This is a genomic window from Meiothermus luteus (assembly GCF_003574085.1).
GTDB classification, from domain to species: Bacteria; Deinococcota; Deinococci; order Deinococcales; family Thermaceae; genus Meiothermus; species Meiothermus luteus.
Map to the genome: position 1 here is coordinate 1 of NZ_QWKZ01000020.1, position 25,301 is coordinate 25,301.

General features: G+C 64.5%; 27 protein-coding genes, 1 tRNA gene and 1 riboswitch. Of the genes, 10 read left to right on the plus strand and 18 right to left on the minus strand.

Annotated elements, in window-relative coordinates:
* The 4 genes from Mlute_RS04485 to Mlute_RS04500 form a co-directional block, all read right to left on the minus strand.
* Positions 1 to 1,160 (minus strand): ABC transporter permease family protein (locus Mlute_RS04485; RefSeq protein ID WP_245958843.1); only part of this gene is annotated, 1,160 nt, incomplete at its 3' end.
* Between the two features lie 55 nt (positions 1,161 to 1,215).
* Positions 1,216 to 1,893 (minus strand): energy-coupling factor ABC transporter permease, encoded by a 678-nt coding sequence (locus Mlute_RS04490; protein WP_119359553.1) that lies wholly within the window; start codon positions 1,891 to 1,893, stop codon positions 1,216 to 1,218.
* Between the two features lie 59 nt (positions 1,894 to 1,952).
* Entirely contained in the window at positions 1,953 to 2,906 is a 954-nt protein-coding gene (locus Mlute_RS04495) for an ABC transporter substrate-binding protein (RefSeq protein WP_119359554.1), read from the minus strand.
* Positions 2,907 to 2,953: 47 nt separating this feature from the next.
* Positions 2,954 to 3,673, minus strand: coding sequence for a glycosyltransferase family 2 protein (locus Mlute_RS04500; RefSeq protein ID WP_119359555.1), 720 nt, complete (start codon positions 3,671 to 3,673; stop codon positions 2,954 to 2,956).
* A gap of 100 nt (positions 3,674 to 3,773) precedes the next feature.
* On the opposite strand from Mlute_RS04500, the gene surE reads away from it, so the two are divergent.
* Positions 3,774 to 4,508, plus strand: a complete 735-nt coding sequence (gene surE / locus Mlute_RS04505; protein ID WP_119359556.1) for a 5'/3'-nucleotidase SurE — start codon at positions 3,774 to 3,776, stop codon at positions 4,506 to 4,508.
* 6 nt (positions 4,509 to 4,514) lie between these two features.
* Here the strand turns inward: surE and Mlute_RS04510 are convergent, their stop codons facing one another.
* From Mlute_RS04510 to dnaK, 4 genes are all read right to left on the minus strand, one after another.
* On the minus strand, positions 4,515 to 5,588 hold the full coding sequence (locus Mlute_RS04510) for a TRAP transporter substrate-binding protein (RefSeq protein WP_119359557.1): 1,074 nt from the start codon (positions 5,586 to 5,588) through the stop codon (positions 4,515 to 4,517).
* 49 nt (positions 5,589 to 5,637) lie between these two features.
* Entirely contained in the window at positions 5,638 to 6,516 is an 879-nt protein-coding gene (locus tag Mlute_RS04515; RefSeq protein ID WP_119359558.1) for a DnaJ C-terminal domain-containing protein, read from the minus strand.
* Between the two features lie 31 nt (positions 6,517 to 6,547).
* Positions 6,548 to 7,084: a nucleotide exchange factor GrpE gene (locus tag Mlute_RS04520; RefSeq protein WP_119359559.1), complete on the minus strand. Its 537-nt coding sequence runs from the start codon at positions 7,082 to 7,084 to the stop codon at positions 6,548 to 6,550.
* A 74-nt stretch (positions 7,085 to 7,158) separates the two neighbouring features.
* Positions 7,159 to 9,018 carry a molecular chaperone DnaK gene (gene dnaK / locus Mlute_RS04525; protein WP_119359560.1) on the minus strand — a complete coding sequence of 620 codons (1,860 nt, stop codon included), beginning with the start codon at positions 9,016 to 9,018 and terminating at the stop codon, positions 7,159 to 7,161.
* A 210-nt stretch (positions 9,019 to 9,228) separates the two neighbouring features.
* Between dnaK and ftsH the strand changes: the two genes are divergently transcribed.
* From ftsH to Mlute_RS04560, 7 genes are all read left to right on the plus strand, one after another.
* Positions 9,229 to 11,103, plus strand: coding sequence for an ATP-dependent zinc metalloprotease FtsH (ftsH, locus tag Mlute_RS04530; RefSeq protein ID WP_119359561.1), 1,875 nt, complete (start codon positions 9,229 to 9,231; stop codon positions 11,101 to 11,103).
* Between the two features lie 52 nt (positions 11,104 to 11,155).
* The gene (locus tag Mlute_RS04535) at positions 11,156 to 11,914 is read left to right on the plus strand and encodes a sugar phosphate isomerase/epimerase family protein (RefSeq protein WP_119359562.1); all 759 of its coding nucleotides are present in this window, start codon (positions 11,156 to 11,158) and stop codon (positions 11,912 to 11,914) included.
* Positions 11,915 to 12,070: 156 nt separating this feature from the next.
* Positions 12,071 to 12,826, plus strand: a complete 756-nt coding sequence (locus Mlute_RS04540) for a c-type cytochrome (protein WP_119359563.1) — start codon at positions 12,071 to 12,073, stop codon at positions 12,824 to 12,826.
* Between the two features lie 9 nt (positions 12,827 to 12,835).
* Positions 12,836 to 13,327 (plus strand): cytochrome C, encoded by a 492-nt coding sequence (locus Mlute_RS04545; RefSeq protein WP_119359564.1) that lies wholly within the window; start codon positions 12,836 to 12,838, stop codon positions 13,325 to 13,327.
* Between the two features lie 9 nt (positions 13,328 to 13,336).
* Positions 13,337 to 13,978, plus strand: coding sequence for a QcrA and Rieske domain-containing protein (locus tag Mlute_RS04550; RefSeq protein ID WP_119359565.1), 642 nt, complete (start codon positions 13,337 to 13,339; stop codon positions 13,976 to 13,978).
* Between the two features lie 9 nt (positions 13,979 to 13,987).
* Positions 13,988 to 15,274 (plus strand): cytochrome b, encoded by a 1,287-nt coding sequence (locus Mlute_RS04555; protein WP_119359566.1) that lies wholly within the window; start codon positions 13,988 to 13,990, stop codon positions 15,272 to 15,274.
* Positions 15,275 to 15,391: 117 nt separating this feature from the next.
* Positions 15,392 to 15,841 carry a hypothetical protein gene (locus tag Mlute_RS04560; RefSeq protein WP_147371033.1) on the plus strand — a complete coding sequence of 150 codons (450 nt, stop codon included), beginning with the start codon at positions 15,392 to 15,394 and terminating at the stop codon, positions 15,839 to 15,841.
* On the opposite strand, the gene Mlute_RS04565 is transcribed toward Mlute_RS04560, so the two are convergent.
* The 8 genes from Mlute_RS04565 to Mlute_RS04600 all read right to left on the minus strand — a co-directional run bounded on the left by Mlute_RS04565 (position 15,768) and on the right by Mlute_RS04600 (position 21,390).
* On the minus strand, positions 15,768 to 16,463 hold the full coding sequence (locus Mlute_RS04565; protein WP_119359568.1) for an adenosylcobinamide-GDP ribazoletransferase: 696 nt from the start codon (positions 16,461 to 16,463) through the stop codon (positions 15,768 to 15,770). The two genes, Mlute_RS04560 and Mlute_RS04565, sit on opposite strands and share 74 nt — an antisense overlap.
* A 1-nt stretch (position 16,464) precedes the next feature.
* Positions 16,465 to 16,677 carry a DUF5522 domain-containing protein gene (locus Mlute_RS04570; protein ID WP_119359569.1) on the minus strand — a complete coding sequence of 71 codons (213 nt, stop codon included), beginning with the start codon at positions 16,675 to 16,677 and terminating at the stop codon, positions 16,465 to 16,467.
* Between the two features lie 3 nt (positions 16,678 to 16,680).
* Positions 16,681 to 17,730 (minus strand): nicotinate-nucleotide--dimethylbenzimidazole phosphoribosyltransferase, encoded by a 1,050-nt coding sequence (cobT, locus tag Mlute_RS04575; RefSeq protein WP_119359570.1) that lies wholly within the window; start codon positions 17,728 to 17,730, stop codon positions 16,681 to 16,683.
* Between the two features lie 8 nt (positions 17,731 to 17,738).
* Positions 17,739 to 18,239 carry a bifunctional adenosylcobinamide kinase/adenosylcobinamide-phosphate guanylyltransferase gene (gene cobU / locus Mlute_RS04580; protein WP_119359571.1) on the minus strand — a complete coding sequence of 167 codons (501 nt, stop codon included), beginning with the start codon at positions 18,237 to 18,239 and terminating at the stop codon, positions 17,739 to 17,741.
* Positions 18,239 to 18,772, minus strand: a complete 534-nt coding sequence (locus tag Mlute_RS04585) for a histidine phosphatase family protein (protein WP_119359572.1) — start codon at positions 18,770 to 18,772, stop codon at positions 18,239 to 18,241. The genes cobU and Mlute_RS04585 overlap by 1 nt, the downstream gene beginning before the upstream one ends.
* Entirely contained in the window at positions 18,769 to 19,104 is a 336-nt protein-coding gene (locus Mlute_RS04590) for a hypothetical protein (RefSeq protein WP_119359573.1), read from the minus strand. The genes Mlute_RS04585 and Mlute_RS04590 overlap by 4 nt, the downstream gene beginning before the upstream one ends.
* Positions 19,105 to 19,875: an ABC transporter ATP-binding protein gene (locus Mlute_RS04595; RefSeq protein ID WP_119359574.1), complete on the minus strand. Its 771-nt coding sequence runs from the start codon at positions 19,873 to 19,875 to the stop codon at positions 19,105 to 19,107.
* A 90-nt stretch (positions 19,876 to 19,965) separates the two neighbouring features.
* Positions 19,966 to 20,102: riboswitch (cobalamin riboswitch) on the minus strand.
* Positions 20,103 to 20,160: 58 nt separating this feature from the next.
* The gene (locus Mlute_RS04600) at positions 20,161 to 21,390 is read right to left on the minus strand and encodes a TIGR02710 family CRISPR-associated CARF protein (protein ID WP_119359575.1); all 1,230 of its coding nucleotides are present in this window, start codon (positions 21,388 to 21,390) and stop codon (positions 20,161 to 20,163) included.
* 714 nt (positions 21,391 to 22,104) lie between these two features.
* Between Mlute_RS04600 and Mlute_RS04605 the strand changes: the two genes are divergently transcribed.
* Positions 22,105 to 22,191: transfer RNA gene (locus Mlute_RS04605), tRNA-Leu, on the plus strand.
* 52 nt (positions 22,192 to 22,243) lie between these two features.
* A complete protein-coding gene (locus tag Mlute_RS04610; RefSeq protein ID WP_119359576.1) occupies positions 22,244 to 23,419 on the plus strand; it encodes an RtcB family protein in 1,176 nt (391 codons plus the stop codon).
* Here the strand turns inward: Mlute_RS04610 and Mlute_RS04615 are convergent.
* Positions 23,407 to 24,111: an ABC transporter ATP-binding protein gene (locus Mlute_RS04615; RefSeq protein WP_119359577.1), complete on the minus strand. Its 705-nt coding sequence runs from the start codon at positions 24,109 to 24,111 to the stop codon at positions 23,407 to 23,409. The genes Mlute_RS04610 and Mlute_RS04615 overlap by 13 nt on opposite strands.
* The gene (locus tag Mlute_RS04620; protein ID WP_182482475.1) at positions 24,111 to 25,250 is read right to left on the minus strand and encodes an ABC transporter permease; all 1,140 of its coding nucleotides are present in this window, start codon (positions 25,248 to 25,250) and stop codon (positions 24,111 to 24,113) included. Before Mlute_RS04620 ends, Mlute_RS04615 begins: the two co-directional genes overlap by 1 nt.
* Positions 25,251 to 25,301 lie beyond the last annotated feature (51 nt).

A 25,301-nucleotide genomic window follows, 5' to 3' on the forward strand; every position in this document is an offset into this window, starting at 1 on the left:
CCCCCCTCCAGGCCCACCTCCACCGCCCGGAGCATCAGGGCAGCGAAGTTGAGGCAGTAGGCCAGGAGCAGCAACCAGGGCGTGGCGTAGAGGGGTGTGGGGGCAAAGATAAGAATCAACCCTACGGCCAGCAGCGTGCCGGGGAGCAGGTAGTGCAGGTCTAAAATTCGCCGCAGCTGCCGGGCGGCCTTGGACCAGGGGGCTAGAAGAAGGCCCAGCACCAGCAAAAAACCGGTCGCCAGCAGGGCCAAACCCAGCGAGTTCAACAGTCCCTGGCGCACCAGGGGCAGCGCCAAAGCAGTAGAAAAGGCCGGCTCAAAAGCCCCGCTGAAGGTGTTGAATAAAGCCCGCTGGAGCAAACCTACCAGGGGCAGGCCCACCCCCAACAGGGCAAAGAGAAAAAAGCCCAACCGGGCCACCCAAGGACGATGGGGCCGCAGGGGCCACAGGGCAGGCTCCCCCACCGGGGAGCTGTGGAGGAGCACTGCCGGAAAGGCCAGCAAACCTAGTAAAAGCCCCACCACGGCCGCCTCCCCTAAGGGGTCAGGGCTGGCCGGGGAAAAAAGCCGGCTGTAGGCCAGGGTGGGCAGGGTATACACCTGCGCGGGCAGCCCCAGCACCGCCGGGACCCCGAAGTTGCCCAGAAGCGTGAGGTAAAGTGCCCCAAAGGCCGCTACCAGCGCCGAGAGCATCGGCGGCAGAAGGGCTCGTAAGCGGCGCCAGCCCCGCACCCCATGGGCCTCGCAGGCCAGCAGCAAAGGGGCCAGCCGGTGCTCCAAGGCCGGACGCAACAACACGTAGGCCATGGGCGCATAGTGGGCGGTCCAGGCCAGGAGAATCCCCCCCACCCCATACGGCTGTAGGCCGAGCATCTGCAGGGCATACAAAAAACCCAACGCGCCCACAAAAGGAGGCACCAGGTAAGCCGAGAGCAAAAGCGCGTCCCACCCCGGGTGCAGCCGGGCGCGAAAGGCCAGCCAGGCCAGCCCACCCCCCATCAGCAGGCAAAGGAGGCTGCCGGCCAGGGCCAGCACGAGCGAAACCCCCACCAAGTCCAGTACCTTGGGGACCAAGCCCAGGTTTTCTACCCCCCGCGCAGCCAGCACCAGCAGGGGCGAGGCCACACCCAACCAGAGGAGCCACCGGAACAAAGAAGCCATGCCCAAGCTAAATCCTCTGGCTTTCGTCCGCCGCGCCAAACGCAAGGCCCTGCTGCTAGGTGGCCTCGTAGAGGCGGGGCTGCACCCAGGCCGAACCGCGCAGCCCACCCAGGGCCTTGGCCGCCGCCAGCACCGCCAAGTCCACCAAGGGCTCCAGTAGTATCACCGCCAAATAGGCCACCCCAAAAGAGGCCACCTGAGCCAGGTTCTCCGCTGCGAAACCATGACCATAAAACGCCCAGAAAGCCACCCAGACCACGATGCCCCCCTGGTAGGCCGCGGAGAGCCGGAGCACCTGCCCGTAGCTTAGCTCAACGTAAGGCGTGTGAGGCGGAATGATCCGGCGGGCCAGCAGGTGCAGGGCGAAAAGCGGTGCCAGCAGGGTGGTAACGTTCATACCATACTGGGAAAGGTCCGCGGGAGCAAAGAAAAGCCCCTGAAGGAGCAGGCCCGCAGCCAGGCCAAGGGCGGCCGGCCCCAGGCCAAAGAGCAGGTAGATGGTGGTGCCCAAGATCAGGTGCACCTCTGAGACCCCCACCGGGGGGTGGGGCAGCACCTCAAAGCACACGAAGACCACCAGCGCCGCCAAAAGGCTGCGCAACGCCAAGGAGACCACACCATGGGTTTGCCCATGGCGGGTTGCCGCCTTCACGGCAAGACCCAGCGCGGCGGCTCCCGTCGCATAGCTAAGGTAGATCTTGGCCCCCTGAACAACCCCAGGTTCAATGTGCATACCAACCTCCTCAGCGCCGATTTAACCACAAAGCTGGCCCCTAGGGGAAAGAGCCGCCCCTAGCGCAGGTTGAAAAGCGTGTTGAACTGTGAAAGAAGGCCCTGCCGGTTGGCCTGGACGTAGTCCGCCGCCGAGGGAATGGCCAGCACCTCGCCGCTCACCCCAGCCGGGCGGGGGGCCGAGGCCACCACCGGAATGTAGCCCTGCTGGGCGAAGAGGGCCTGGGCCTCTGCCGAGAGCAAAAAGCGCAAAAACCGCTCAGCCAGGGCAGGGTTTTTGCTGGTTGATAGAATGCCGATGGGCGTGGGCACCAGAATAGCCCCATCGCGAGGGTAGACCATCTTGAGAGGGGCCCCTTGGCGAATCAGGTCGCGGATGCCGAAATCGGTGATGATAGCCAGCGCATACTGTCCTTCGGCCAGCTTCTGCTGTAAGACCGGGTTGGACTGCTCCACTCTCATCCCGTTGCGCCGGAGCTGCTCAAAAAAGCCGAAGCCAAAACGCTGGGTGAGGGTCCCCAGGGTGGAGAGGGCCGCCCCGGAAAAATTGGGGTTAGGCATGCCTATCAGGTCCTTGTACTCAGGACGCAGCAGGTCGCGCCAAGCGGCGGGCTCGGGAAGGTTACCCAGCCGGCGGGTGTTCACCGCGATGCCGTTGTAAAGGAGCCGTACCTCGTAGTAAAGGCCTCCTTGATAGGCGAACCTCACCGGAAAGCCTGGGGTGGTGGCCCGCACCGCCCGGAGGCGGTTGGCCCCCGCGAGCTCGCGGAAAAAGGTTTCGTCCGCCACCCACAAGAGGTCAGGCTGGGGGTTGCCGGCCTCGAGCTCGGCCCGGAGCCGGGTAATCACCTCCCCGGTGCCGCTTCGGAAAACCTGGACGCTAACCCCGGGGTTGGCCCTCCTAAAGAGCTCCACCATGGGGTTTACGTTGGTCAGGACCTCCGAGGTGTAAAGGGTGAGGCTCTGGGCCTGGGCCAGGCCTAAAAAAAGCAGGAAGCCAAAGAACTTTCGCATAGATTTCCCCAAACATACTCTAGGCCTATGGTCATGCCCGTGTCAGCTCAGACCGCCCCCGCGATAACGCGGTGGTCCTTTAGCTCCACCCCCACCAATCCGTGCTTGGCACAAAGCCGCTCCAGGTTCCTCCGCCGCTCCTCCTTGCGGGCCGCATAGGACATGTTGGCCCCGTGGACGCTCACCACCACCCCCCGGCCTGGAAGCCCCAGCAAGGGGTACCCTGCCCCCACCACCCGCAGGTACCAGTCCCAGTCCCAGTAGTCGTCCATCTCGGGGTCGAAGGGACCCAGCTCATCGTGCAGGCGGCACGGGTAGGCCACCCCCGAGGCCAAAAGCAGGTTGTCCTTACGCAGCGCCTCTGGGGTAGCCCTGTGGTCAAAGGGGATGCGTTCCAGCTCGAGCCCATCCCGCTCATACACCAAATAGCCCCCCCGGTAGACCAGGCCATCTTGGGCCCGCAGGGCCCGCACCACCCGGTAGAGATGGGTCGGGTCCTGCCACCAGTCGTCGTCGTCCAAAAGGGCTATATAGGCTCCCTTGGCCCACCCAAGCCCGGTGTTGCGGGCCGCTACCTGGCCCCTACCCTGGCTGGGCACCGCGACCACGCGGGGGTCGCCCAACCCCCGGGCAGCCTGAAGTCCCGCGCCATCCCCATCGTCCACCACAATCGCCTCCCAGTCGGGGTAAAGCTGGAGCTGCAAGGAGCGCAGGGCCCTAAGAAGCAGGGACGGGCGGTTGAAGGTCGGTACGAGTATGCTGACCATGGCTTTTCCCAGAGATTAAAACCCCTCTGTCAAGCCGATTTGGTACCATCCCTGACATTTCGCTGACTCCCCTCCTTCAGGCTGGAAGCAGGGAGCGGCTATGCGAATCCTGGTAACCAACGACGACGGCATCTACAGCCCGGGCCTCCGCGCCCTCGCCGAGGTGGCCACCGCCTTCGGTGAGGTGCGGGTGGTGGCCCCCGATGTGGAACAGTCCGCCATGGGCCACGCCATCACCATCCTGCGGCCGCTGCGTTACCAAAAAGCGCCCATGGGGGGCCTCGAGGCCTACCGGGTGAACGGCACCCCCGCCGACTGCGTGGCCCTGGGCACCCACCGCTGGGAACAGATAGACCTGGTGCTCTCCGGCATCAACCTGGGCTCCAACCTGGGCCACGAAATCTGGCACTCGGGCACGGTGGCCGCGGCCAAGCAGGCCGCCCTGCTGGGTGTCCCGGCCATCGCCTTCAGCGCCTCCACCAACGGCCGGGAGCCCGACCTAGAGGCCCTAAAGCCCTGGGTGGGCCGGGTGTTGGAGGCCCTGCTGCGCGAGCCCAAGCCTTTCCTCCTCAACGTGAACTTCCCCCCCAGCCCCAAGGGCATGCTCTGGACCCGCCAGTCGGTCCGTCGCTACACCGGGCGGGTGATTCTCGGCGCCGACCCCATGGGGCGGGAACACTTCTGGTTCGCTGCCGAGCCCGACCATGCCCCTGAGGAGGGCACCGACCGCTGGGCGGTAAACCAAGGCTTTATCGCCCTGACCCCCCTCCGGCTGGACCTAACCGACGAGGAGCGGCTAAGCCGCGCCTTCCAGCTGGCTGCGCTGGCCGACTGAGGCCCCCTAGGTCGGAAAGGCGAAGGTCTCGTAGGAGAGCTCCGCCACCGAGAACCAGCGGTACTGCTCGCCCCGGAAGCCCCAGTAGGCGGCATAGACCTTCTTGTAGGTGGCATCCTTGGCGGCCTGCTCCTCGTAGAGGGCCCTGGCCTCTTCCAAGGCCTTTTTCATCACCTCCGCAGGCCACTTCCGAAGGCGTACCCCAGCGGAGAGAAGACGCCTTAGGGCTGGGGGGTTTTGCGCGTCGTACTTGGCCATCATGCTGAGGTTAACCTCCTGGGCCGCCACCTGGAAGGCCTCCTGGAACTCCTTGGGCAGCCTCGCCCACTCTCTTTGAGAGACCAGGAAGGAAAGCTGCGCTGAAGGCTCCCAGAAGGAGGGATAGTAGTAGTAGCGGGCCACCTTGTAAAAGCCGAGCTTCTCGTCGTCGTAGGGACCAGAAAACTCGGTGGCGTCAATGGTGCCGCGTTCCAAGGCGGGGTAGATGTCCCCGGCGGCCAGGGTCTGGGGCACCACCCCAAGCCGGCCCATCACGATACCCCCCAGGCCAGGGATGCGCATCCGCAGACCCCTCAGGTCCTCCAGGGCCCCTATCTCCTTGCGGAACCAGCCCCCCATCTGGGCCCCGGTGTTCCCGCCGGGGAACTGGAGGACGCCGAAATCGGCGTAGACCTCCCGCAGGAGCTCCAACCCCCCGCCGAAGAGCATCCAGGCGTTGTGCTGGCGGTAGGTGAGGCCAAAGGGCACCCCCCCGTCAAAGGCCAAGGCCGGGTTCTTACCCACGTAGAAGGGTCCATAGGTGTGCCCCGCCTCCACCGTGCCCTGCTGCACCGCGTCCAGCACCTGCCCTCCGGGGACGATTTCCCCCGCCTGGTAAACCCTTATCTGGAACCGGCCCCCGGTAAGCTCGGAAACCCGTTTGGCCAGGTCTTCAGCCCCGCCATAAAGGGTGTCCAGACTCCTGGGGTAGCTAGAAACAAGCCGCCAGCGCACCTGGGGCTGAGCCTGGGCGTAGGCGGTGTGGGTGAGGCTCGTCGCCAGACCGGCCCCTATTCCCTTGAGGAAGCTCCTTCGCTTCATTGGGCCCTCCTTGGAAAAGACTATCAGAAGGGGGCCCAACGTTGTAGCCCTAGCCCCTGGCCCTGACCAGCTCCGCCAGTTGGGCGTAAAGCCGCTCCTCCTCGGGGCTCGGATGCGTGGGAATCACCACCCGTACCTCGGCGTACTGGTCCCCCCGGGTGCCGTCCTTGCGGGGCCAGCCTTTTCCCACCAAGCGCAGCTTGCGGCCGCTTTGGGTTCGCTTCGGGATGGTGAGCTCCACCGGCCCGTCCAGGGTCTGGACACGGACCTTGCCTCCCACCACGGCGATGGGGGCGGGCACATCCACAGTGGTGTAGATGTCGTCGCCTTCCAGGCGCATCTGGGGGCCGGGATGAAGCCGCACCACCAGGTACAGATCGCCTCCACCCCTCCCCTTTCCGGCCAGGCGTATCCTCTGGCCCTCCCGCACCCCAGGAGGAATCCTCACCACAAGTCGCTCGGGGCCCACCGCGATGGTCTTCTCCCCACCCCGGTAGGCCTCCTCCAGGGTAAGGGGAAGCTCGGCCTCGAGGTCGGCCCCGCGGCGCACCTCAGCCCCAAAAAGATCGCCTAGGCTACCAAAGCCGCTTCCCCGAGCGCGCCCTCCAAAACCGAAGAGCTGTTGGAAAAACTCGGAGAAATCACCGATGTTGCCTACAAAGCCACCAAAATCCCCCTGTCCGGGTGGGGGGCCCTGCCACTGCCCGCTCCCCACCGCACTGCCGTAGGTGTCGTAAAAGCGGCGCTTCTCAGGGTCGGAGAGCACCGTGTAGGCCTCGTTAATCTCCTTGAAGCGCTCCTCTGCCCCAGGCTCCTTGTTTACGTCGGGGTGGTACTTGCGGGCCAGCCGCTTGAAGGCCTTCTTTATCTCCTCCTCGCTGGCGTTTTTAGAAACCCCCAGGATTTTGTAGTAGTCCTTGTAGGCCATACCACAGCCCCTCTAATTGGCCAGAAGCGGCCTAGTTGCTCTCTACGGGCGGCTGCGCTTCGGTCCTGGTTCCGCTGCCCACCACCACCCGGGCCGGCCGCACCAGCATCTCGCCGTAGCGGAAGCCCTGTTGGTAGACGTGCATTACCTTGCCCTCCTCCCCCTCCACGGTGCCAATGGCCTCGTGGTAGCGGGGGTCAAACTCCGCGCCCACCCCTGGGACAGCCTCCACCCCCAGGCTCCGCAGGCTACGGGCAAAGTTCTCCAGGACGCTTTTGATGCCCGGAATCAGGTCCTCAGGCTTCACGTTGGCAAAGCCCAGGGCCCGCTCGAGGTCGTCCAGGGTCCCCAAAAGGGCCCGAATGGCCTCAAACTTACCGCTCCGGTGGGCTGATTCAAGCTCCTGGGCCATTCGCTTCTTGTAGTTCTCAAAGTCAGCGTACAAGCGCAGAAACTTGTCCTTGGACGCCTCGAGCTCGGCCTTCAAAAACTCCACCTCGCCTTTCAGGCGCTCCACCTCAGGAAGCTCCTCCATGGGGGTTTCGGCCGGGGTCTCTTTGTTCTCCATAACGCACCTCAGGAAAGCCCAGGGGGGTACGGCCGATGGCCCAACCGGCCCCTGCCCGTACCCCACCCAAGGGATTAGTCGGCGGGTTTATAGTCGGCGTCAATCACATCGTCCGACCTGGGAGCGCTCTGGCCCTGGCCTTGAACCGCCGCTTGCTCATAGGCCTGCAAGGCCGCGAGCAGCTCCTCGGTGGCCTGACGAAGCTCTGCATCGCTGCCATCGCGCTCCACCAGGCTCTTGGCCCGCTCTATGGCCGATTCCAACCGGCCCTTGGCCTCTGGCGTGCTGACCTTCTCGCCCATCACCCGCTCGGCCTGGATGCGGGCCGTATCCAGGTTGTTCCTGAGCTCGGCGTGCTCCTTGCGCCTGCGGTCGGCCTCTGCGTTGGCTTCAGCCTCCTTGATCATCCGCTCAATTTCCTGCTCGGAGAGGGTGGTGGTGTTCTGGATGGTAATGGAGGCCTCGCGTCCGGTAGACTTCTCCTTGGCCGTCACGTGCAGAATGCCGTTGGCGTCAATGTCAAAGGTGACCTCAATCTGCGGCACACCTGCGGGCATAGGGGGAATGCCGTCCAGGCGGAAACGTCCTAGGCTCTTGTTGTCCGCAGCCATGGGGCGCTCGCCTTGCAAGACGTGAATCTCCACTGAAGGCTGGTTGTGTTCGGCGGTGGTGAAAATCTCCGACTTGCGGGTGGGAATGGTGGTGTTGCGGGGTATCAGCACGGTGCAGACCCCACCTTTGGTCTCCACCCCCAAGGAGAGGGGCGTAACGTCCAGAAGAACCACGTCCTGCACCTGCCCGGTGAGCACACCGGCCTGCACCGCGGCCCCCAGAGCCACCACCTCGTCGGGGTTGACGCTCCGGTTGGGCTCCTTGCCCAGGATTTCCCGCACAATCTGCTGCACCGCCGGAACCCGGGTGGCCCCGCCCACCAGGAGCACCTCGTCAATCTGGCTGGCGGAAAGCCCGGCGTCCCTCAAGGCCTGCTCCACCGGGGCGCGCATCCGCTTGAGGAGGGGTTGGATAAGCTCCTCAAACTTAGCCCGGGTGAGCTTTTTCTCAAGGTGCAAGGGCGTCTTGGAAACCGGGTCCAGGCCAATGAAGGGCAGGCTGATGGTGGTTTCGCTGACGTTGGAGAGCTCAATCTTGGCCTTCTCGGCGGCCTCAATAAGGCGCTGCAGGGCTTGCCGGTCGGCCTTGAGGTCCACCCCGCCCGACTCCTTCTTGAACTCCTCCACCAGCCAGTTCACGATGGCGTGGTCCATGTCCGAGCCGCCCAGGTGGGTGTCCCCCGAGGTGGCCTTGACCTCAAAGACCCCCTCGCCAATCTCCAGCACTGTCACGTCAAAAGTGCCCCCGCCCAGGTCAAAGACCAGCACCGTCTCGCTGCCCTTTTTGTCCAGGCCATAGGCCAAAGCCGCGGCAGTGGGCTCGTTGATGATGCGGAGCACCTCGAGCCCCGCAATCCGGCCGGCGTTGGCGGTGGCCTCCCGTTGGGCATTGTTGAAGTAGGCCGGAACGGTGATCACCGCCTTGGTAATCCGCTCCCCCAGCTTCTTGCTGGCATCGTCCACCAGCTTGCGCAAGACCATGGCGGATATCTCCTCGGGGGTGTAGAGCTTGCCCTGGATGTCTACCCGTACTCCCCCGTCGGGGCCCTTAACCACCTTGTAGGGCACCCGCTTGACCTCCTCCTGCACCTCTTCCCAGCGCCGCCCGATAAAGCGCTTGATTTCAAAAACAGTGCCCTCGGGGTTGAGCACAGCCTGACGCCGGGCCACTCGGCCCACCAGCTGCTCCCCTCCTTTGAAGGCCACCACGCTGGGGGTGGTGCGCTCCCCCTCAGCGTTCTCCAGCACCACCGGGCTGCCGCCCTCCATGATGGCGATTACGCTGTTGGTCGTTCCTAGGTCAATTCCCACGGCTTTTGCCATACATCCTCCACGGCCGTACTAAGCACGGCTCACCTGCCTACCAGGATAACTCTTGTAACTTCTATAGTCAATAGAGTTGAGTGAGGTAATGTCAAATAAGACCCGCCCAGCCCCTCAACAGCCCGGCCTTTCCCTTCGGCCCTCCAGCGACCCCACAGGGTACTTTTGACTACCTTCGCCGATGGGTTTGGTAGTACCCTAAAGGTAACAATGAACCGCCTGCCGCTCAACCTTTGGTTCGTCCTGCTCGCGGCCATTCTGGTCGCCTGGGCTTTCAGCCTGACCTCGCACCAACAACCCAACAACACCATCGCCTACACCGTCTTTCTGAACGAGATTGAGCAAGGCCGGGTGGCCCGCATCGTTGTGGATGGGCGGCAGCTTACCGTAAGCCCGAAGGACGGCAGCGAGCCCTACATCACCTTCGCCCCAAGCCCGGTGGACACCGCCACCATCCGCGAGTGGGGGGAGAGGAAAATACAAGTAGAGGTGGCCCCGCCACGAAGGGAAAATCCCCTGCTGGGCTTCCTGATCCCTCTGTTGCTGGTTGGGCTGCTCATCGCCGTCTTCTTCCTCCTCTCGCGCAACCGCGGCCCCTCGGGGGACAACGCCTTCAGCTTTACCAAAAGCCGGGCCAGGGTACTCACCGAGGCCCCCAAGACCAGCTTCAAGGACGTGGCGGGGTGTGAGGAGGCCAAGGAGGAGCTTAAGGAGATCGTGGAGTTCCTCAAGTCGCCTGGCCGCTTCCACGAGATGGGGGCCCGCATTCCCAAGGGGGTGCTCCTGGTGGGCCCTCCCGGCTCGGGCAAGACCCACATCGCGCGGGCGGTGGCGGGCGAGGCCAAGGTGCCCTTCATCGCCGCCAGCGGCTCAGATTTTGTGGAGATGTTCGTAGGGGTGGGTGCAGCCCGGGTACGGGACCTCTTTGAAACCGCCAAGCGCCACGCCCCCTGCATCATCTTTATAGACGAGATTGACGCGGTGGGGCGGCGGCGGGGCGGGGGCATCGGCGGCGGCAACGACGAGCGCGAGCAGACCCTGAACCAGCTCCTGGTGGAGATGGACGGCTTTGAGAAGGAGTCCAGCATCATCGTCATGGCGGCGACCAACCGGCCCGACGTCCTTGACCCAGCCCTCCTGCGGCCAGGCCGGTTTGATCGCCAGGTGGCCATAGACGCCCCCGATGTGCGGGGCCGGGAGCAAATCCTACGCATCCACGCCAAGGGCAAGCCCCTCGCCGAGGATGTGGACCTGGCGCTTCTGGCCAAGCGCACCCCAGGATTTGTGGGAGCCGACCTGGAAAACCTTCTCAACGAGGCCGCCCTGCTGGCCGCCCGGGAGGGGCGCAAAAAAATCACCATGAAGGACCTCGAGGAGGCCGCCGACCGGGTGGTGATGGGCCCAGCCCGCAAGAGCATGGTGGTAACCCCCAAGGACCGGGAAATCACCGCCTACCACGAGGCTGGGCATGCCCTGGCGGCCCACTTCCTGGAGCACGCCGATAAGGTCCACAAGGTGACCATCGTCCCCAGGGGCCGGGCCATGGGCTTCATGATGCCAAGCCGGCAGGACACCCTGCACTGGAGCAAAAAACGCCTCACCGACCAGATCGCCGTAGCCTTGGCGGGCCGGGTGGCTGAGGAACTGGTCTTTGACGATGTGACCACCGGCGCAGAAAACGACTTCCGCCAGGCCACCGACCTGGCCCGGCGGATGATTACCGAGTGGGGGATGCACCCCGAGTTCGGCATGGTGGCCTACCAGGTGCGGGAGGACACCTACTTGGGCGGCTACGACACCCGCCAGTACTCCGAGGACACCGCCCGGCGCATTGACGAGGCCGTGCAGCGCTTCTTACAGGAGCAGTACGAGCGTGTCAAGCAGCTCCTTACCGAGAAACGGGAGGTTCTCGAGCGGGTTACCCGGACGCTTTTGGAGCGAGAAACCCTAACCGGTGAGGAGTTCGTGCGGGTGGTGGAGGGAGAGCCCCTGGAACCCCCCCCCAGCGAGGAGCCCCAGGGAAAGGAGGAGAAGGACCCTCCGCGGGTGGTGCCCAAGGTCAAGCCCAATCTGGGGGGAGCATAGCCGTAACGCCACCCCCTTGGGCGAGGCGGGGTATAATCTGCCCACTTAAGGTATGCGACTGGGCTTCAGCCCCTTCACCACCGGCTTGGACTACCGCACCGCCTTTGAGCTGGCGGCCGAGCTGGGCCTTTTCTTGGAGATCGCCTACGACCAGCACGAGGCAGACCCCAGGCTCCCCGGGGCCAAGGAGCTGGCCGAGATGGGCCGGAGCGCGGGGGTAGGGTTTACCGTACACCTTCCCTTCGTGGACTGGAACCTGGCCTCGCTGGTCCCCTCGGTCTGGCGGCTTTCCCTCGAGCGCACCCAGAAGGCTCTAGAGTTCGCCGGGCAAATCGGGGCCTACTGCGGGGTTTTGCACACCGGCTCAGTGCCGCTGCGCCACCCCGAGGCCCTTACCCAAGCCCATCGGCTCCTCGAGCAGGCCCTGAGGGCGCTCGAGCCAACCGTCCCCCTGGCCCTAGAAAACCTGGGCCTGGATAAAAACGACCTGTTGGAAACCCCCGCCGAGCTGGTCCGGTTGCTCCAGGCCCACCCCCAGCACAGCTTCTGCCTGGACGTGGGCCACGCCCTGGTGCAGCTCGGCCCAGAAGGACCTAAAACCTACCACCAGCTCCTGCAGGACCGCCTGATACACTGGCACCTGCACGACAACCGGGGGGCCTCCGATGAGCACCTGCCCTGTGGCGAGGGGGAGGTGGATTGGGCCTGGGTCCGGCAGGTCCTGAAGGGGTTCGGCGGAACGGTGGCGCTCGAGGTTACCGGAGGAGTGGAGGGGGTTCGCCGGAGCGTGGCCCTGCTGCGGCAGGCCTAGCTCTTCCCCGCAAATTTTCCAATCCTCGCAGGCAACCCCGGGGACATTTGCCCTTGGGATAAATTCCTATTATCAAAGCCTAGGGGCAAGGCCCCCTGATTTTCTGGTAGGCTTTGGTCTGGCGCCCAGACCCTAGGGTCTGGCTGGGAGGAACGAATGCCGATTGAACGCATAGAGGTCTATCTGGACAACGGAAGCGAGCCTGTGCAGGTACTCAAAGAGCCCCCCTTCAAGGTCACCTACGACACCCGGAACCTCACCGACGGTGAGCACCTACTCCGGGTGGTCACCCACTACACCAACGGCGCCAAGGAGGTAAAGGAGATTCCCTTCAAGGTGGCCAACACGCCCGGGGTGCTGGTGCAGGGCCTCGAGGAGGGCAAGGAGGTCTCGGGCAACCTGGAGGTGACCCTGCGGGTGGCCGATCCCGATGTCAAACCCACCCGCGAGCGCTTCCCGGGGCTGGGCGCGGCCATTGCCACCGCGGCCATTCTGGGCGGGGTCTGGCTGTTCTTCGCGGCTACCGGGGTCACCAACAAGACCCTGGAAGAAGTGGCCAAGCCTCCCGCTGCCGCCGAGGCCCACGGTGGCGGGCATGGCGGGGAGCAGGCCACGGCCCCGGTGGACGAGGCCCTCAAGGCCAAAGGGGAGCAGGTCTACAGCGCCAACTGCGCAGGATGCCATCAGCCCACCGGCCAGGGCCTGCCCGGGGTCTTCCCGGCGCTGGCCGGCAGCAAAAACGTGGGCGACAAGGCCTACACCATCAACATCCTGCTCAAGGGCAAAGGTGGGATGCCCAGCTTTGCTCAGCTCTCCGACGAGGAGCTGGCGGCGGTGGCCACCTACATTAAGAATAGCTGGGGCAACAGCTTCGGGGGCGTGACCCCCGATGAGTTCAAGGCCGCCCGCTAGGGAGGGAGCATGTACCGGAACGACACGGTGGTGCCCTATTTCGCCCTGGTTTTCTCGGCCGCCCTCTTTCTGATGGCCTACCTGAACGACCGCCTGCGGGTGGTACACGAGGCCGGGGTGGTGCCCCACCTTACGGTGGGCAACATCGGGTTGATGGCCTTCGCCCTGGTACTCTTTGTTTACGGCTTTATTGGCCTCCTGAGCAACTGGCTCGAGGGCTCCGAACTGCGCCCCGGAAAGCACACCCCCGAACCGAGCAGCCTGCCCATGGTGGCAGGGGTGGTCCTCTCGCTCTTGCTGGTCATGCTCTCCGGCTTCTTCGTGCGGACCCTCATCTTTGCCAACAACCCCGAGATTGGCTACTACAACGCCACCACCCTCCAAGCCGGGGTCTTCGGGGCCATGATGTTCATCCTGGCCGTTCTCATCGCAATCTACAAAAAATACTTCATTGAAGAGGAAGTGCTCGCCGAAGACGAAAAGGGCGACTTCCCCTGGTAGGAGGCAACCATGGCGGATCACGAAGCCACTACTCATGCTCATCACCACGAGGAAGACCCCCAGGCCCACGCCACCCGGCGGGCTATCCTGCAGGCCGCCCTGGGGGTCAGCGCCGGGGCCACCTTGCTCTCCACTCTCTGGGTAGGCGCAAGCCTCATCCCCCGGGAGGAAAAGGTGCCCAGCAAGGAACCGGTGGCTGTGGGGGATGTTCTGGTCTTCGCCACCGGCCCCAAGGCCAATCAGGAAATCACCCTGGACGACCTGCGGGCGGCCCAAAGGGAACCCATTCCCTTTATCATCGCCTTTCCCAAAAGCCCCCAGAACGTGGTCAAAAAAGACCTCATCACCAACACCATCATGGTCATCCTGGCCGACCCCGCCAGGATGAGCCCCGAGACCCGCCAGCACGCCTCGCCCGAGGGGGTGCTGGCCTACTCGGCGGTCTGCAAGCACCTGGGCTGCACCGTGAGCCAGTGGCAAAACGGTATCTGGCGCTGCCCTTGCCACGGCGGGGAGTACGACATCTACAACCAGGCCAAGGTGGTAGGCGGTCCGGTACCTAAGCCGGTGCCCCAGCTCCCGGTTAAGGTAGAAGGGGGCCGGGTGGTGGTGGCCGGCGAGTTCACCGACAAACCAGGCGCCGACGTATAGGGAGGAACCATGTACCAGTGGTTGGACGACCGCTTGAGCATAGGAAAGCTCTACGCCAAGGCTTTCCGCAAGGCTTTTCCGGTGCACCACTCGTTCTTCTTGGGCGAGATTACCCTTTTTTCCTTCATTACCCTGGTGCTCACCGGAATTTTCCTGACCCTAAACTACGAGCCCTCCATCCGCCCCGTCTCTGGGCCTCTCTCGGGCGGGCAGGAGGTACCGGCGGCCTATTACTCCATCCTCTACATTGACTCGTTGCCCTTTGGGGCGGTAATCCGTTCTCTACACCACTGGGCCGCCCACATCATGATCGCCGCGGCCTTCTTGCACATGCTGCGCATCCACCTGACCGGGGCCTACAAGAACCCCCGCGAACTCAACTGGATTGTGGGGGTCTTCTTGCTGGTGCTGGCCATTGTCACGGCTTTCACCGGCTATGCCCTGCCCTTTGACAACTACGCCCTCACCGCGACCAAGATCGGCTACGAGATTGGGGCCGCGGCCCCCTGGGTGGGCAAGCTCCTGTCGGATATCCTCTTCGCCGGTGAGCTCTCCCCCACCAACACCCAGACCATCCCCCGGCTCTACCCCATCCACGTGCTCTGGCTGCCGCTGACCCTGATTGCGCTCATCAGCCTGCACCTGGTCATCATGATTAAGCAGAAGCACACCCAGCCCCGCTATGCCGAGAAGGTGGCGCCAGGGAAAATCGTGGGGGTGCCCCTCTTCCCCCAGCAGGCGGCCATGATGGGCATTCTGTTCCTGGTCTACATCGGGGCTACCACCTTCATCGCCGGGGCCTTCCTGGCCCACCCGGTGCAGGCCTTTGGCCCCCCCACCGCCAACACCCCAGCGGTAAAGCCGGACTGGTACTTCCTTTGGATCTACGGGATTCTCCAGATCATCCCGGCCAACTGGCGCTTTGAGTTCCTAGGGGCCACCTTTGGCCCGCAGTTCTGGGGCGGCATCCTGGTACCCACCCTGATCATCCTGGGGGCGCTGGCGATTCCTTTCCTGGACTACTCCAAAGAGAAGCAGCGCTACCTGGAGCTTCCCAGCCGGCACCCCTTCCGCACCAGCTTTGTGATTGGGATGCTGATGTTCTACATCATGAGCACCCTGGCCGGCTATAAGGTGGACCTCAAGCTATCCAACGAGCTGCTCTGGGTGTTGGTGCTGATTGTGCCGATAGTTACTGGCGTGGTCAGCTACCTTCTAATAAAGGCCATCTACAGCAAAGACTGGAACCAGGAAGTACGGGTGGAGCTAAAGGGGAAAGGCCCCGCCACCGACTAGGCCCCCGCTCACCCAAGCCCCCCAAGCCCAAGGCGGGGGGCTTTTTGGTAGGCTAAAGGCGTGCCGCCCTTTGTCCTCCTCCTATGTCCCGCGCCCCCTCCTGGCTTTGGGCGGGTCGTGCCTTGGGGAGATGGGTGGGCGTTCTACCCCGAACTAGAAAAACCCCTAGCCGAGCTGGCCCAGCAGCTCTCAGGGGCACAGGGTTGCGTTGCTCTAGGGGTGGCCTGTGCGGAGGAGGCCCTGCGCCTATGGGTCTTCGCGCAAGGCCAGCTGGTCTTCCAGTACGATTCCAACCCCATGCACCTGGCCTGCCCGGTCTGTTCCTACAGCGAAGACTCGGTGGGACCGGAGATGGGAGACGTGGAAGCGCTCTGCCGCCTTTTTGGGCTCAAGGAGGCCCGGCCCCTCAAGTCCTGGCTTCGGCGCAAGAAGGGCCTAGGCTTTCTCAGCGAAAAGGAGCGGTTTGAAAAGGTGCTCGAGCTGCTCGGGCTCCCTAAAGGACCCAGTAGACTAGAAGCCCAAGGAGCTCCCCAAGCTCCACAAGGGCACCGTACACATCCCCGCTAAGCCCACCCCCCAGCCTCCCGGCAGCCCAGCGGGCCAACAGCAGCATACCCACCACCGTTGCCAAGGCCACCCAGGGAAAGGCCAACAACGCGGGCAAGGCCAGCAGCAACGCCAGAGGCCAGCGCCCTTGGCGGCTTCTGGCACCTAGGCCCTCTGCCTTGGCCGCCGGGAAAAGGCTCATGGGCAGCAACACGGCAAAGCGCGCGACCGCAGGAAGGGCTAAGAGCAGCCATGGCGAGGGGCCGGTGGCCAGGGCCTGCCACTTGAGCAAAAGCACCACAAAGCCCACCCCAAAGGCAAAACTACCTATGTGCACGTCGGCCAAAAGGCGCAGCCGCTCAGCGGGGGGTTTTGAGGAAAGCAGCGCATCGGCGGCATCCAGCAAGCCGTCCAGGTGAAGCATCCCCGTGGCCGCCAGCCAGGCCGCCAGCAGAATCCCCCCCCGCAGCCCTTCGGGCAGCCCTGCGGTCAGCCAGGCCACCAGGGCCAGCACCGCCCCAATCAGGTAGCCGGCCGCCGGGTAGAAGGCCGTGGCGGCCCGCATCTCCTCAGGCCTTACCTGGCCCAGGGGAGGGGTGGGAAAGGTAGTTAGAAAGCCAACCGCCAGCCAAAAGGGGCGCATGTCAAACCTGCCCAAAGCGGGCCTCAAACTCTGCCCGGCTCCGGATGGGCCGCCCCTCCTGGCGCAGCCGCATGGCCTCAGCCTGCACGGCTTTGGGGTAGGGGCAGTGGCGGCAGCCCGAACCGCAGCAGTAGCCCCGCTTGCGATGGTAGGCCGCAGTAAAAACCAGGAACCCCCCCTCGAGGTAGTAGTCCTCCCCCTCCCGCAGCTCCACGCCTTACCCCTCCCTTCCAGAAACCCCGGCCTCGGCAAAGGTGGCCATCCCTGAGATCACTTCCGCCGCGGCCCGAAGCACAGGAAAGCTCAACACCGCCCCGGTGCCCTCGCCCAGCCGCATGTCCAGCTCAAGAATCGGCCTGAGCCCCAGCGCCTCGAGCTGCCTGGCGTGCCCTGGTTCCACCGAGCGGTGCCCAGCGAAGAGGTAGTCGCGCACCTCGGGGACCATCCGAACCGCCAGCAAGGCCCCCGCCGTCACCGGAAAGCCATCGGCAACCACCGGCAGCCCAGCCTCCGCACCCGCCAGGAAGACCCCGGCAGCCGCCGCAATCTCCAGCCCCCCCAGTTCAGCCAGCAGCGCCAGTGGCTCAGCCCGCGAAAATCCCCCTAAACGGCTCTCAGCCCGGGCCAAAGCGGCACGGACGGCCCCCAGCTTCCGCGCGTACCCTGCCTCGTCCACCCCCGTGCCCCGCCCGGTTACCGCCTCGGCGGGAAGCCCCAGCAGGGCCGCGCTCAACGCCGCCGCTGCGGTGGTGTTGCCGATGCCCATGTCTCCCGCTGCCAGCAGGGTGGCCCCTTCCCGGATGGCCTCCCGGGCCATCTCCATGCCCGCTTGAAGGGCAGCCTCAGCCTCAGCAAGGGTCATGGCCGGTTCCCGGGCGATGTTGCCGCTGCCCGGGCGCACCTTCCGATCAACCACCCCAGGGGCTTCCACCGCAGAAGCCACCCCCACGTCCAAGACCCGCACCACCGCCCCGCAGGCTCGAGCCACCTGGTTGATGGCCGCCCCACCCCGGACAAAGTTCCACACCATCTGGGCGGTCACCTCCGCAGGGTAGGCCGAAACCCCCTCGGCCACCACCCCGTGGTCGGCCACGCAGACCACCACCGCCCCTGGCCCAAGCCTGGGCTTGAGGGTTTGAGCAATGGCTGCAAGACGCACCCCCAGCTCCTCCAAAAAGCCAAGCGAGCCCGCGGGTTTGGTAAGCTGGTCGTGATAAGCCCTGGCTCGCTCCAGCCACTCCTTGGATACGGGTTTGACCTCCACCATAGCGCTCCTCACTTCAAGCGAAGGGAAAGACCCGCCACCAGCAGGTAAACCTCCTGGGCTTCCTGGGCCAGGCGCTGGTTGGCTGCTCCCAGAAGGTCGCGGTAGCGGCGGCCCAGGGGGTTTTCTGGCACCAGGCCCATTCCTACCTCGTTGCTCACCGCAATCAGGGTCTTCCCGCTGCGTCCCGCAACCTCCAAAAGCCGCTCCACCTCCCCCTCCACCGCACGCCCAGCCAGAAGAAGGTTGGACACCCAGAGGGTGAGGCAGTCCAACAGCACCACCCCATGCCGGGCCTGCCCCAAGGCCTGGGGCACCTCAAGAGGCGCCTCTAGGGTCTCCCAACCGGGAGGGCGCTCCTGTTGGTGCCGGCGAATGCGCTCCTTCATCTCCTCATCCAGGGGCTCCGCAGTGGCGATGAAGCTCACCCTATCCCCCCCCAGCCGATGGGCTAAGGACTGGGCGAACCGGCTCTTGCCGGCCCGCGCTCCACCCACCACCAACACCAACACTAGCCCCCCCTCACAAAAAGCAGCCTTTGTGCCCCCCAGTCCAGGCCCACCACCGCACAAGGCGGCAAAAAGCCTTCCTGCCCCAGCTCCCGCAGCACCAACCGCAGCACCCCCCCATGGGTGAAGACCAACACCCGGCCCTCGGGCAGGGCCGAGAGGGCCGCGTACACCCGGGTGCGAAATTCCGCCACCGACTCCCCTCCAGGGGCCCGAAAGCCGTCAAAGCGCAGCAAGGCCTGCTTGTGTTCCTCGGGAAGCTCTGTCCAGGCAAGGCCCTCCAGCCGACCAAAATCAATCTCCCGCAAGCCCCAAAGCCTCTCCTCGGGCTCACCGTAGGCCAGGCGTGCGGTCTCCACCGCCCGCCGCAGGTCGGAGGCCACCACCCGGCTAAAGCGCTCCTGCCGCAGCCATTCCCCAAGCTGCCGGGCCTGTGCCTGGCCTACAGGCGAGAGCGGCAGATCGGTCCACCCAGCAAGCCGCCCCTGGGCGTTCCAGGGAGTCTGCCCGTGGCGCACCAACCAAACCTCCTTCACGGCTCCACCCAGGCGTAAAAGGGGGTTTCCACAAACTCCGGTGGCCCCGCCAGGTAAACCCGCAGTCCTGTAAGGCGCAGGGTGTTCCCCTCCTGCTCAAAGTTGAGGGGGTCTTCGGGTAGGGTGTAAAGGAGGGTTTCGCCCGGAGGCAGCCCGGCGCGCATTAGATGGGCATGCCCCGACCCGCGCCCCGTCCGCAAACAGCCGGGCCGGGCTGCCCGCATCACCGCCACGTAGCGGGCCAACCGGGGCCCGTCCTGGGTCACCAGCCGCCGCACCTCGCCCAGGTCAAGCACCAGCAGGCTAGGGGTTACCTTCAAGCTGGCCTGCATCTACCCTCCTATGAGCACCACCGGCCGCCCTTCCACATGGCGAACCCGAACATAGAGGCCGTAAACCCTTTGCAACAAACCCTGGCTTAAAACCTCGGTGGGGCTTCCCAAGGCCAACACCTGCCCCTCGGCCATAAAGGCCACCCGGTCGGCCTGTTGGGCCAGATTGGGGTCGTGCAACACGGTCAGAATGCCCACCCCGGCCTCCCGCAAACCCGCCAGAAGACACAGGAACTCGGCCTGGTGGTGCAAGTCAAGGTGGTTGGTGGGCTCGTCTAGGAGCAAGAAGTGGGGCCGGGCCGCCAGGGCTCGAGCCAGCAAAACCCGCTGCCGCTCACCCCCCGAAAGGGTGGGCAACAGCCGGTCGCGGAACTCCCCCACCCCGGTCTGCTCCATCGCCCAGAGCACCGCCTCGGCATCGGCCAGGCCAGGCCGCCCCAGCAAGCCCAGGTGCGGGGTACGGCCCAGGTAGACCACCTCCTCCACCGTGAGGTCTTCGGGATACTGGCCCATCTGGGGAAGAAAGGCAATCCGCTGCCCCCGTTCCCAGCTTCTGTAGTCCAAAAGCCGCCTGCCCTCGAGCCACACCGCCCCCCCCTGGGGCCGGAGCAACCCTGCCATAAGGCGCAGCAGGGTGCTCTTGCCCGCTCCGTTGGGACCCAATAAGGCCAGCCACTCCCCCCGTCGTAAACCGAGGCTCACGTCCCGCACCACGGGCCTTCCCCGGTAACCGTAGCGCACCTGCTGGGCCAGCAACTCCAAACCGTTCACACCCTCCCCACAAAAAAGCGTCCCTGGGGCCCAAGGACGAAACGCTTTCCCCAAATGCCCCCTTCCTGCGAGAGGTGCCTTCCAAACCGGGGTACGGAAGGCGTCTGGGCAGGTATTCGGGCTTCGGCTCTGGCCGTCACCGCTGCGCGACAGCGCCGGACTTGCACCGGACTTCCCCACTTTAAGCCGGGGCTACACGCCCAAGCACCCAGACCTTTAGCAGCTTGTGGGGCCCCTAGGGGGCCTAGGCACACCCTACACCCGCCAGCCCCTCCCCTTCAAGCCCTACCAGCTCGGCCAGGCCGGGGCCGGCCTCAGACCCAGGCCCACCAGGTAGTCCCTAAACTCGGTGTAGTGGGTCACGCTTACCGGCTGGTGGCCGTGGGCCAGGATGCTTTGGTTGCGCTGCCTCACAAAGTTGCCCAGCTTGCCGTTATTGGTGTACTCGGCGTAAAGGCGCTGGGCCAGGGTGTTGCTGCACCCCAGCGCCCCATCAAAGCCCATCGCCACATTCAGGGCCTCGCGCAGGCCCACCGCCTCACGGTATCGCTTGGCCCAGGGGCGGTGCTTCTCGTACTCGCCGACAAAGGTTGTCTCGTCGTATAGCAAAACCCCGGTGCGCTCGAGGATATCCGCCTCCACCGCCATCTCGATGGCCCGGTAGAGCCTTGCCAGCGCGTCGTCGTAGCGCCCCCGTGCGGCCCGCCGTTCGGCATTGGCCAGCAGGTCGGCCAGAAGGGCAAAGGTGGGTTTGTTCTCCTTGTCCAGAATAGCCCTGAGCCGCGTTTTGGCGTCCTTGAGACCCTCCAGCACCCGCACCTTGGCCCCGTGCCCCCAGGCTTCGGCAATGGTCAGGGCGGGCTCGAGGTGCGCCTCCAGCTTCTGCCAGGCTGCTTTGTGGTGAAACAAATCCCAGTCCAGCATGGCCTCCGACACCCCTTTCAGGTGGGTATAAAAGCGCTGCTCCGATGGCGTGAGGGGTCGGGCCAACAGCTCGCTCAAAAAGTCCCGCGCGGCCCTAAAGTCGGCCCCATTCCAGGCCCGCCGGAACCCCTCCCACTCCCGCAGGCCATAGCGGTAGGTGGGGTCCTCTAGTAAGCGCATGCGTTCGCTGCCGCTTACCACCCTCCCCTGGGCGTCGCGCTTTGTCCCGCCCACATAGCTAAAGGTGATGCCCTTCCCGCTCAAGGCCAGGACGAGCCCCGCCACCATGGTTTTGGTTCCGCCGGAAATGTCTACCAGAACCGGTCTCCCGTCCCACTCTAGGGCCTTTTGCAGGGCCTCCATCCCCTTTCGGTAGGCCTCACCTAGGTCTTCGTGGTCGTCTAGGAGCAAGGTGTGATGCCTGAACTGGTCGCCGTAGCGCTTGAGCAGCTCGCCCGCCACCGGGTAGCTCCACTGGCTGGCCACAAACACCACCCCTCCCAGCGGGGCGTGCTCGGTTAGGGAGAACTCGAGCGGCTCAATGGTCTGACCCACGGTCAGAATCAACACTTTATGGGTTTGAAGGTTCATGCACCAGATATACCAAAAGCCAGCCTCACAAACCCCAAAAAACAACCCTGTCCTGTACGCTCTGTCAGCGAACAGTCCGCCACCAAGTTGCAATCCCCTTTCGGGGCTTTGGTTTTGCGACCCTTCTCCTAGAAACAATACTAGGACCGCCGTTATTATTCAGTTGCAATCCCCTTTCGGGGCTTTGGTTTTGCGACACGGAGATTCGTCTATTCCCAACGCAAAGTGCTTAGACGGGTTGCAATCCCCTTTCGGGGCTTTGGTTTTGCGACAGCATACCCCGTTAATCGCCGTCCTGCAAGGGACTCTCTGAAAGGGTATTTATGAGAAAACCAGGTTATCCACAAGAGGGCTGTGGATAACTGGGGCAAAAATTGCCGTTTGTGCGATGAATGCTTACAAACCCACACTTTTGGATTTTTTGTGGCGTGGGTTTGCCTTTTATACGGTAAATCCGAGCTTTCAAGGTTCGCCGTCGGAAGGCCTGACGAGGCCATTATAGCATTTTGCGCAAAACATAATGGTTCACTTTGCAAAAGCGCTTCCACAACCTTCCGCACGAGCAAAAAGCCCGCTCCTCGGGAAAAGAGGGGCCGTTTGCGACGGGGTTTTTGAGCCCTTAGAGTCCCGTAACGCCCACTGGTAACGGTGGGCCAAAAGGAACGGCAGCGGTCTTGACAACCCCTCCAAGCCCGACTAACCTTATGCTTGCCTGCCGGGATGGTGGAATTGGTAGACACGCCATCTTGAGGGGGTGGTGCCCGCAAGGGCGTGCGGGTTCAAGTCCCGCTCCCGGCACCAGGTTCGTAAGGGTCAAAGCCCCCAGCTAAAGGTTGGGGTCTTATCTATTTGCATGAGAACCCACATCTTTGGCCAACACGACGAAAAGACCCTGGCCCAGTTTTACCAGGTGGCCCAGCGAGCGGTGCGGGCAGCCCTGATGGCCGACGGCCACTTGGGCTACGTGATGCCCATCGGGGGTGTGGCGGCGTACCGGAGCCAGGTAAGCGTGGTGGGCGTGGGCTTCGACATTGCCTGCGGCAACGCAGCCATACGCACCAACCTGCGCCTGGAAAAGATTGAGGGCCGCCTGGAAGAGTTAGCCGACGAGATCGCCGCGACCATCTCCTTCGGTCTGGGCCGCAGCAATCGGGCCAACGACGCCCCTACCGACCACCCTCTCTTTGAGGACGAGGCCTGGGAGGCCATTCCCAAAGCTCACCGGGAAGCGCTGCGGGAGAAGGCCCGGGCCCAGCTTGGCACGGTAGGCGGAGGCAACCACTATGTGGATGTTTTCGCCGACGAAAAGGAGCGCATCTGGATAGGGGTCCACTTTGGTAGCCGGGGCCTAGGGCACACCATCGCCAGCGGGTTCATGGCCCTGGCCCAGAACCGCTCGTGGGGCGAGCGGGTGCCAGAATCGGAGGCCCTGCTGGACTTGAAGAGCCCCCTAGGGCAGGCCTACTGGGCGGCCATGGGCCTGGCTGGGCGCTACGCCTACGCGGGGCGGGAATGGGTGGCCCGCAAGGTGGTGGCCCTTCTGGGGGCGCGGGAGGAGGAACTGGTCCACAACCACCACAACTTCGCCTGGAAAGAGGTGCACGACGGAGAGGAGCTGGTGGTGGTCCGCAAAGGGGCCACACCGGCCTTTCCCGGACAAAAGGGTTTTGTAGGGGGAAGCATGGGCGACGACGCGGTGATTCTCCAAGGCAGCACCCTGGCCTCCGCCCAACCCCTGCAAAAGGCCGCCCTCTTCAGCACTGTTCACGGAGCAGGGCGGGTAATGAGCCGTCGCCAAGCCCTAGGCAAGCGGCGCGGAAGCGGGGTGAACCCAGAGGCGATGCGGAGCTGGCTCAAACGCAAGGGGGTGGTTCTGCGGGGCGGAGACCTAGACGAAGCCCCCCAGGTCTACCGCCGACTTTCGGATGTGCTGAAGGCCCAGGGGCCCACCATAGAGGTGCTGCACGTGTTGCGGCCGCTGGTGGTGGTGATGGCCGGGGCAGGAGAATTTGACCCCTACAAAGACTGAGCCGCCTCGGTCAGGCCAGCGGAGGGGGTCTCTATCCGGGTTAGCCGGCCGTCGCGCAGGTGCAAGACGCGCTCCGCTTTGCAGGAGAGCTCGAGGTCGTGGGTAACCAGAATCACCGTGCGGCCCCCCTGCGCCTGGGCCAAAAGCAGCTCCACCACCCGTGCTCCGGAAGCCGAGTCCAGGTTCCCGGTAGGCTCGTCGGCAAAGAGAACCGGGGGGTCTAGGGCCAAGGCTCGAGCGATGGCCACCCGCTGCTGCTCACCCCCCGAAAGCCTGCTGGGCAGGTGCTTAGCCCGCTTCTCCAGGCCCACCGCAGCCAACAGCGCCTGGGCCCGCTCGGTGCGCTCCCTCAGGCTTTGGCCTGCCAGCATAAGGGGAAAGGCCACATTTTCCAGCGCGGTGAGGGTGGGAATCAGGTTCCACTGCTGAAAGACAAAGCCCATGTGCCTAAGACGCACCTCGGCCCGCTCATCCTCAGAAAGGGAGGAGAAAACCCGCCCGTCTAAGCGAACCTCGCCCTCGGTAGGCACATCAAAGCCCGCCAGGAGGTTCAAGAGGGTGGTTTTCCCTGAGCCCGATGGGCCCACAATGGCGGTAAGACCCGGGGGGAAAGCGTAGGTGAAGTGGTCTACCGCCACCACGTCCAGCTCGCCTTGGTGGTAGCGCTTATGAAGACGGACCGCCTCGAGCATCAAACCCTCCCCAAAGCCTCCACAACCCGGATGCGGCTTGCGGTACGGGCCGGCAGAAAGCCCGCCACAAGCCCCAAGACCACCGCCACCAGAAGGGCGAAGGAGGCCAGGCGAAGGGTCACCGCCGAAAGGGCCAGCCCCACCTCCCGCAAGGTGAACCAGTTGACCAGCCCAGAGGCGGCCTGGCCCAGCAGCAGGCCCAACAAGCCCCCCACCAGCCCCAAGACCAGGGCCTCCAAAAGAACCAGCCCGAAGATAAACCGCCGCTTGGCCCCTAAGGCCCGCATCAGACCGAACTCACGGATGCGCTCGTAGACCGACATCATCACGGTGTTGGCCACCAGCAGGCCGCCCACCACCAAGGCCACCAGGCTTATGCCAAAACGCACCAGGTCGGAGATACGCACCGCCCGCTCGGCAAAGCGCATCACATCCCCGGTGGTCTGCGCGTCTATACCCGGCACCCGCTCCTCCAGGGCCCGGGCCACCTCTTCAGCCCGTCGGTCGGGCTCAATGGCGACAAGAATGGAGCTGTAGTTGGCGGTGTTGAGGACCGCGTGAATGGCCGAGAGGGGCACGTAGATAAAGCTGTCGGTTAGCCCTCCCGAGCGCTCCAGCACCCCCACCACCCTCAGGCTGACCTGCGGCGAGAGGCGCAGGGTCTTGCCCAGCCCTAGGTTGTTGCGCTGGGCCACACCCCCCCCTACCACCGCGCCCGAGGCCCCAGGGTCCATGGAGCCTTGGGCCAGCCCTAGGTTCGGGTAGAGGTCCTTGGGGGTTACGCCGGCCGGAAGCCCCTGAAAGACAAAGCTGCTGGACGGGTCAAGCCCTCCCCGAGCAAAAACCGCGGTGGGGATCACCTGGACGATGCCCAGCGACGGGGCCACCCTTCGGATGGCCTCCAAGGTCTCCGGACGCAGCTCCGGGTAGCCGGGGCTAAAGGCCTCGGCCCCTTCAGGCACCACCAGGATGGCTGGGCCCACCCGGGACAGCTCAGCGCCCAAAGCCCTGCGCAGCCCCTCGCCAAAGGAGAGAAAAAGCACCATAGAAGCGGTGGAAACCACGATGCCCAGCAGCGTAAGCAGGCTGCGAACCGGGCGGGCCCGGAGGTTTCGGTAGACCAGCGCCAGCACTTCCACGCCCAATAGGATAAGGGTTTTCCGCAGGCAAACTAGGGCCAAAAGCGGTTT

Excerpts from the sequence above, each read along its gene's own strand:
- Mlute_RS04490 (WP_119359553.1), bottom strand. The coding sequence starts at position 1,893 with ATGCACATTGAACCTGGGGTTGTTCAGGGGGCCAAGATCTACCTTAGC.
- Mlute_RS04495 (WP_119359554.1), bottom strand. The coding sequence starts at position 2,906 with ATGCGAAAGTTCTTTGGCTTCCTGCTTTTTTTAGGCCTGGCCCAGGCC.
- Mlute_RS04500 (WP_119359555.1), bottom strand. The coding sequence starts at position 3,673 with ATGGTCAGCATACTCGTACCGACCTTCAACCGCCCGTCCCTGCTTCTT.
- surE (WP_119359556.1), top strand. The coding sequence starts at position 3,774 with ATGCGAATCCTGGTAACCAACGACGACGGCATCTACAGCCCGGGCCTC.
- Mlute_RS04510 (WP_119359557.1), bottom strand. The coding sequence starts at position 5,588 with ATGAAGCGAAGGAGCTTCCTCAAGGGAATAGGGGCCGGTCTGGCGACG.
- Mlute_RS04515 (WP_119359558.1), bottom strand. The coding sequence starts at position 6,516 with ATGGCCTACAAGGACTACTACAAAATCCTGGGGGTTTCTAAAAACGCC.
- Mlute_RS04520 (WP_119359559.1), bottom strand. The coding sequence starts at position 7,084 with ATGGAGAACAAAGAGACCCCGGCCGAAACCCCCATGGAGGAGCTTCCT.
- dnaK (WP_119359560.1), bottom strand. The coding sequence starts at position 9,018 with ATGGCAAAAGCCGTGGGAATTGACCTAGGAACGACCAACAGCGTAATC.
- ftsH (WP_119359561.1), top strand. The coding sequence starts at position 9,229 with ATGAACCGCCTGCCGCTCAACCTTTGGTTCGTCCTGCTCGCGGCCATT.
- Mlute_RS04535 (WP_119359562.1), top strand. The coding sequence starts at position 11,156 with ATGCGACTGGGCTTCAGCCCCTTCACCACCGGCTTGGACTACCGCACC.
- Mlute_RS04540 (WP_119359563.1), top strand. The coding sequence starts at position 12,071 with ATGCCGATTGAACGCATAGAGGTCTATCTGGACAACGGAAGCGAGCCT.
- Mlute_RS04545 (WP_119359564.1), top strand. The coding sequence starts at position 12,836 with ATGTACCGGAACGACACGGTGGTGCCCTATTTCGCCCTGGTTTTCTCG.
- Mlute_RS04550 (WP_119359565.1), top strand. The coding sequence starts at position 13,337 with ATGGCGGATCACGAAGCCACTACTCATGCTCATCACCACGAGGAAGAC.
- Mlute_RS04555 (WP_119359566.1), top strand. The coding sequence starts at position 13,988 with ATGTACCAGTGGTTGGACGACCGCTTGAGCATAGGAAAGCTCTACGCC.
- Mlute_RS04565 (WP_119359568.1), bottom strand. The coding sequence starts at position 16,463 with ATGCGCCCCTTTTGGCTGGCGGTTGGCTTTCTAACTACCTTTCCCACC.
- cobT (WP_119359570.1), bottom strand. The coding sequence starts at position 17,730 with ATGGTGGAGGTCAAACCCGTATCCAAGGAGTGGCTGGAGCGAGCCAGG.
- Mlute_RS04590 (WP_119359573.1), bottom strand. The coding sequence starts at position 19,104 with ATGCAGGCCAGCTTGAAGGTAACCCCTAGCCTGCTGGTGCTTGACCTG.
- Mlute_RS04600 (WP_119359575.1), bottom strand. The coding sequence starts at position 21,390 with ATGAACCTTCAAACCCATAAAGTGTTGATTCTGACCGTGGGTCAGACC.
- Mlute_RS04610 (WP_119359576.1), top strand. The coding sequence starts at position 22,244 with ATGAGAACCCACATCTTTGGCCAACACGACGAAAAGACCCTGGCCCAG.
- Mlute_RS04615 (WP_119359577.1), bottom strand. The coding sequence starts at position 24,111 with ATGCTCGAGGCGGTCCGTCTTCATAAGCGCTACCACCAAGGCGAGCTG.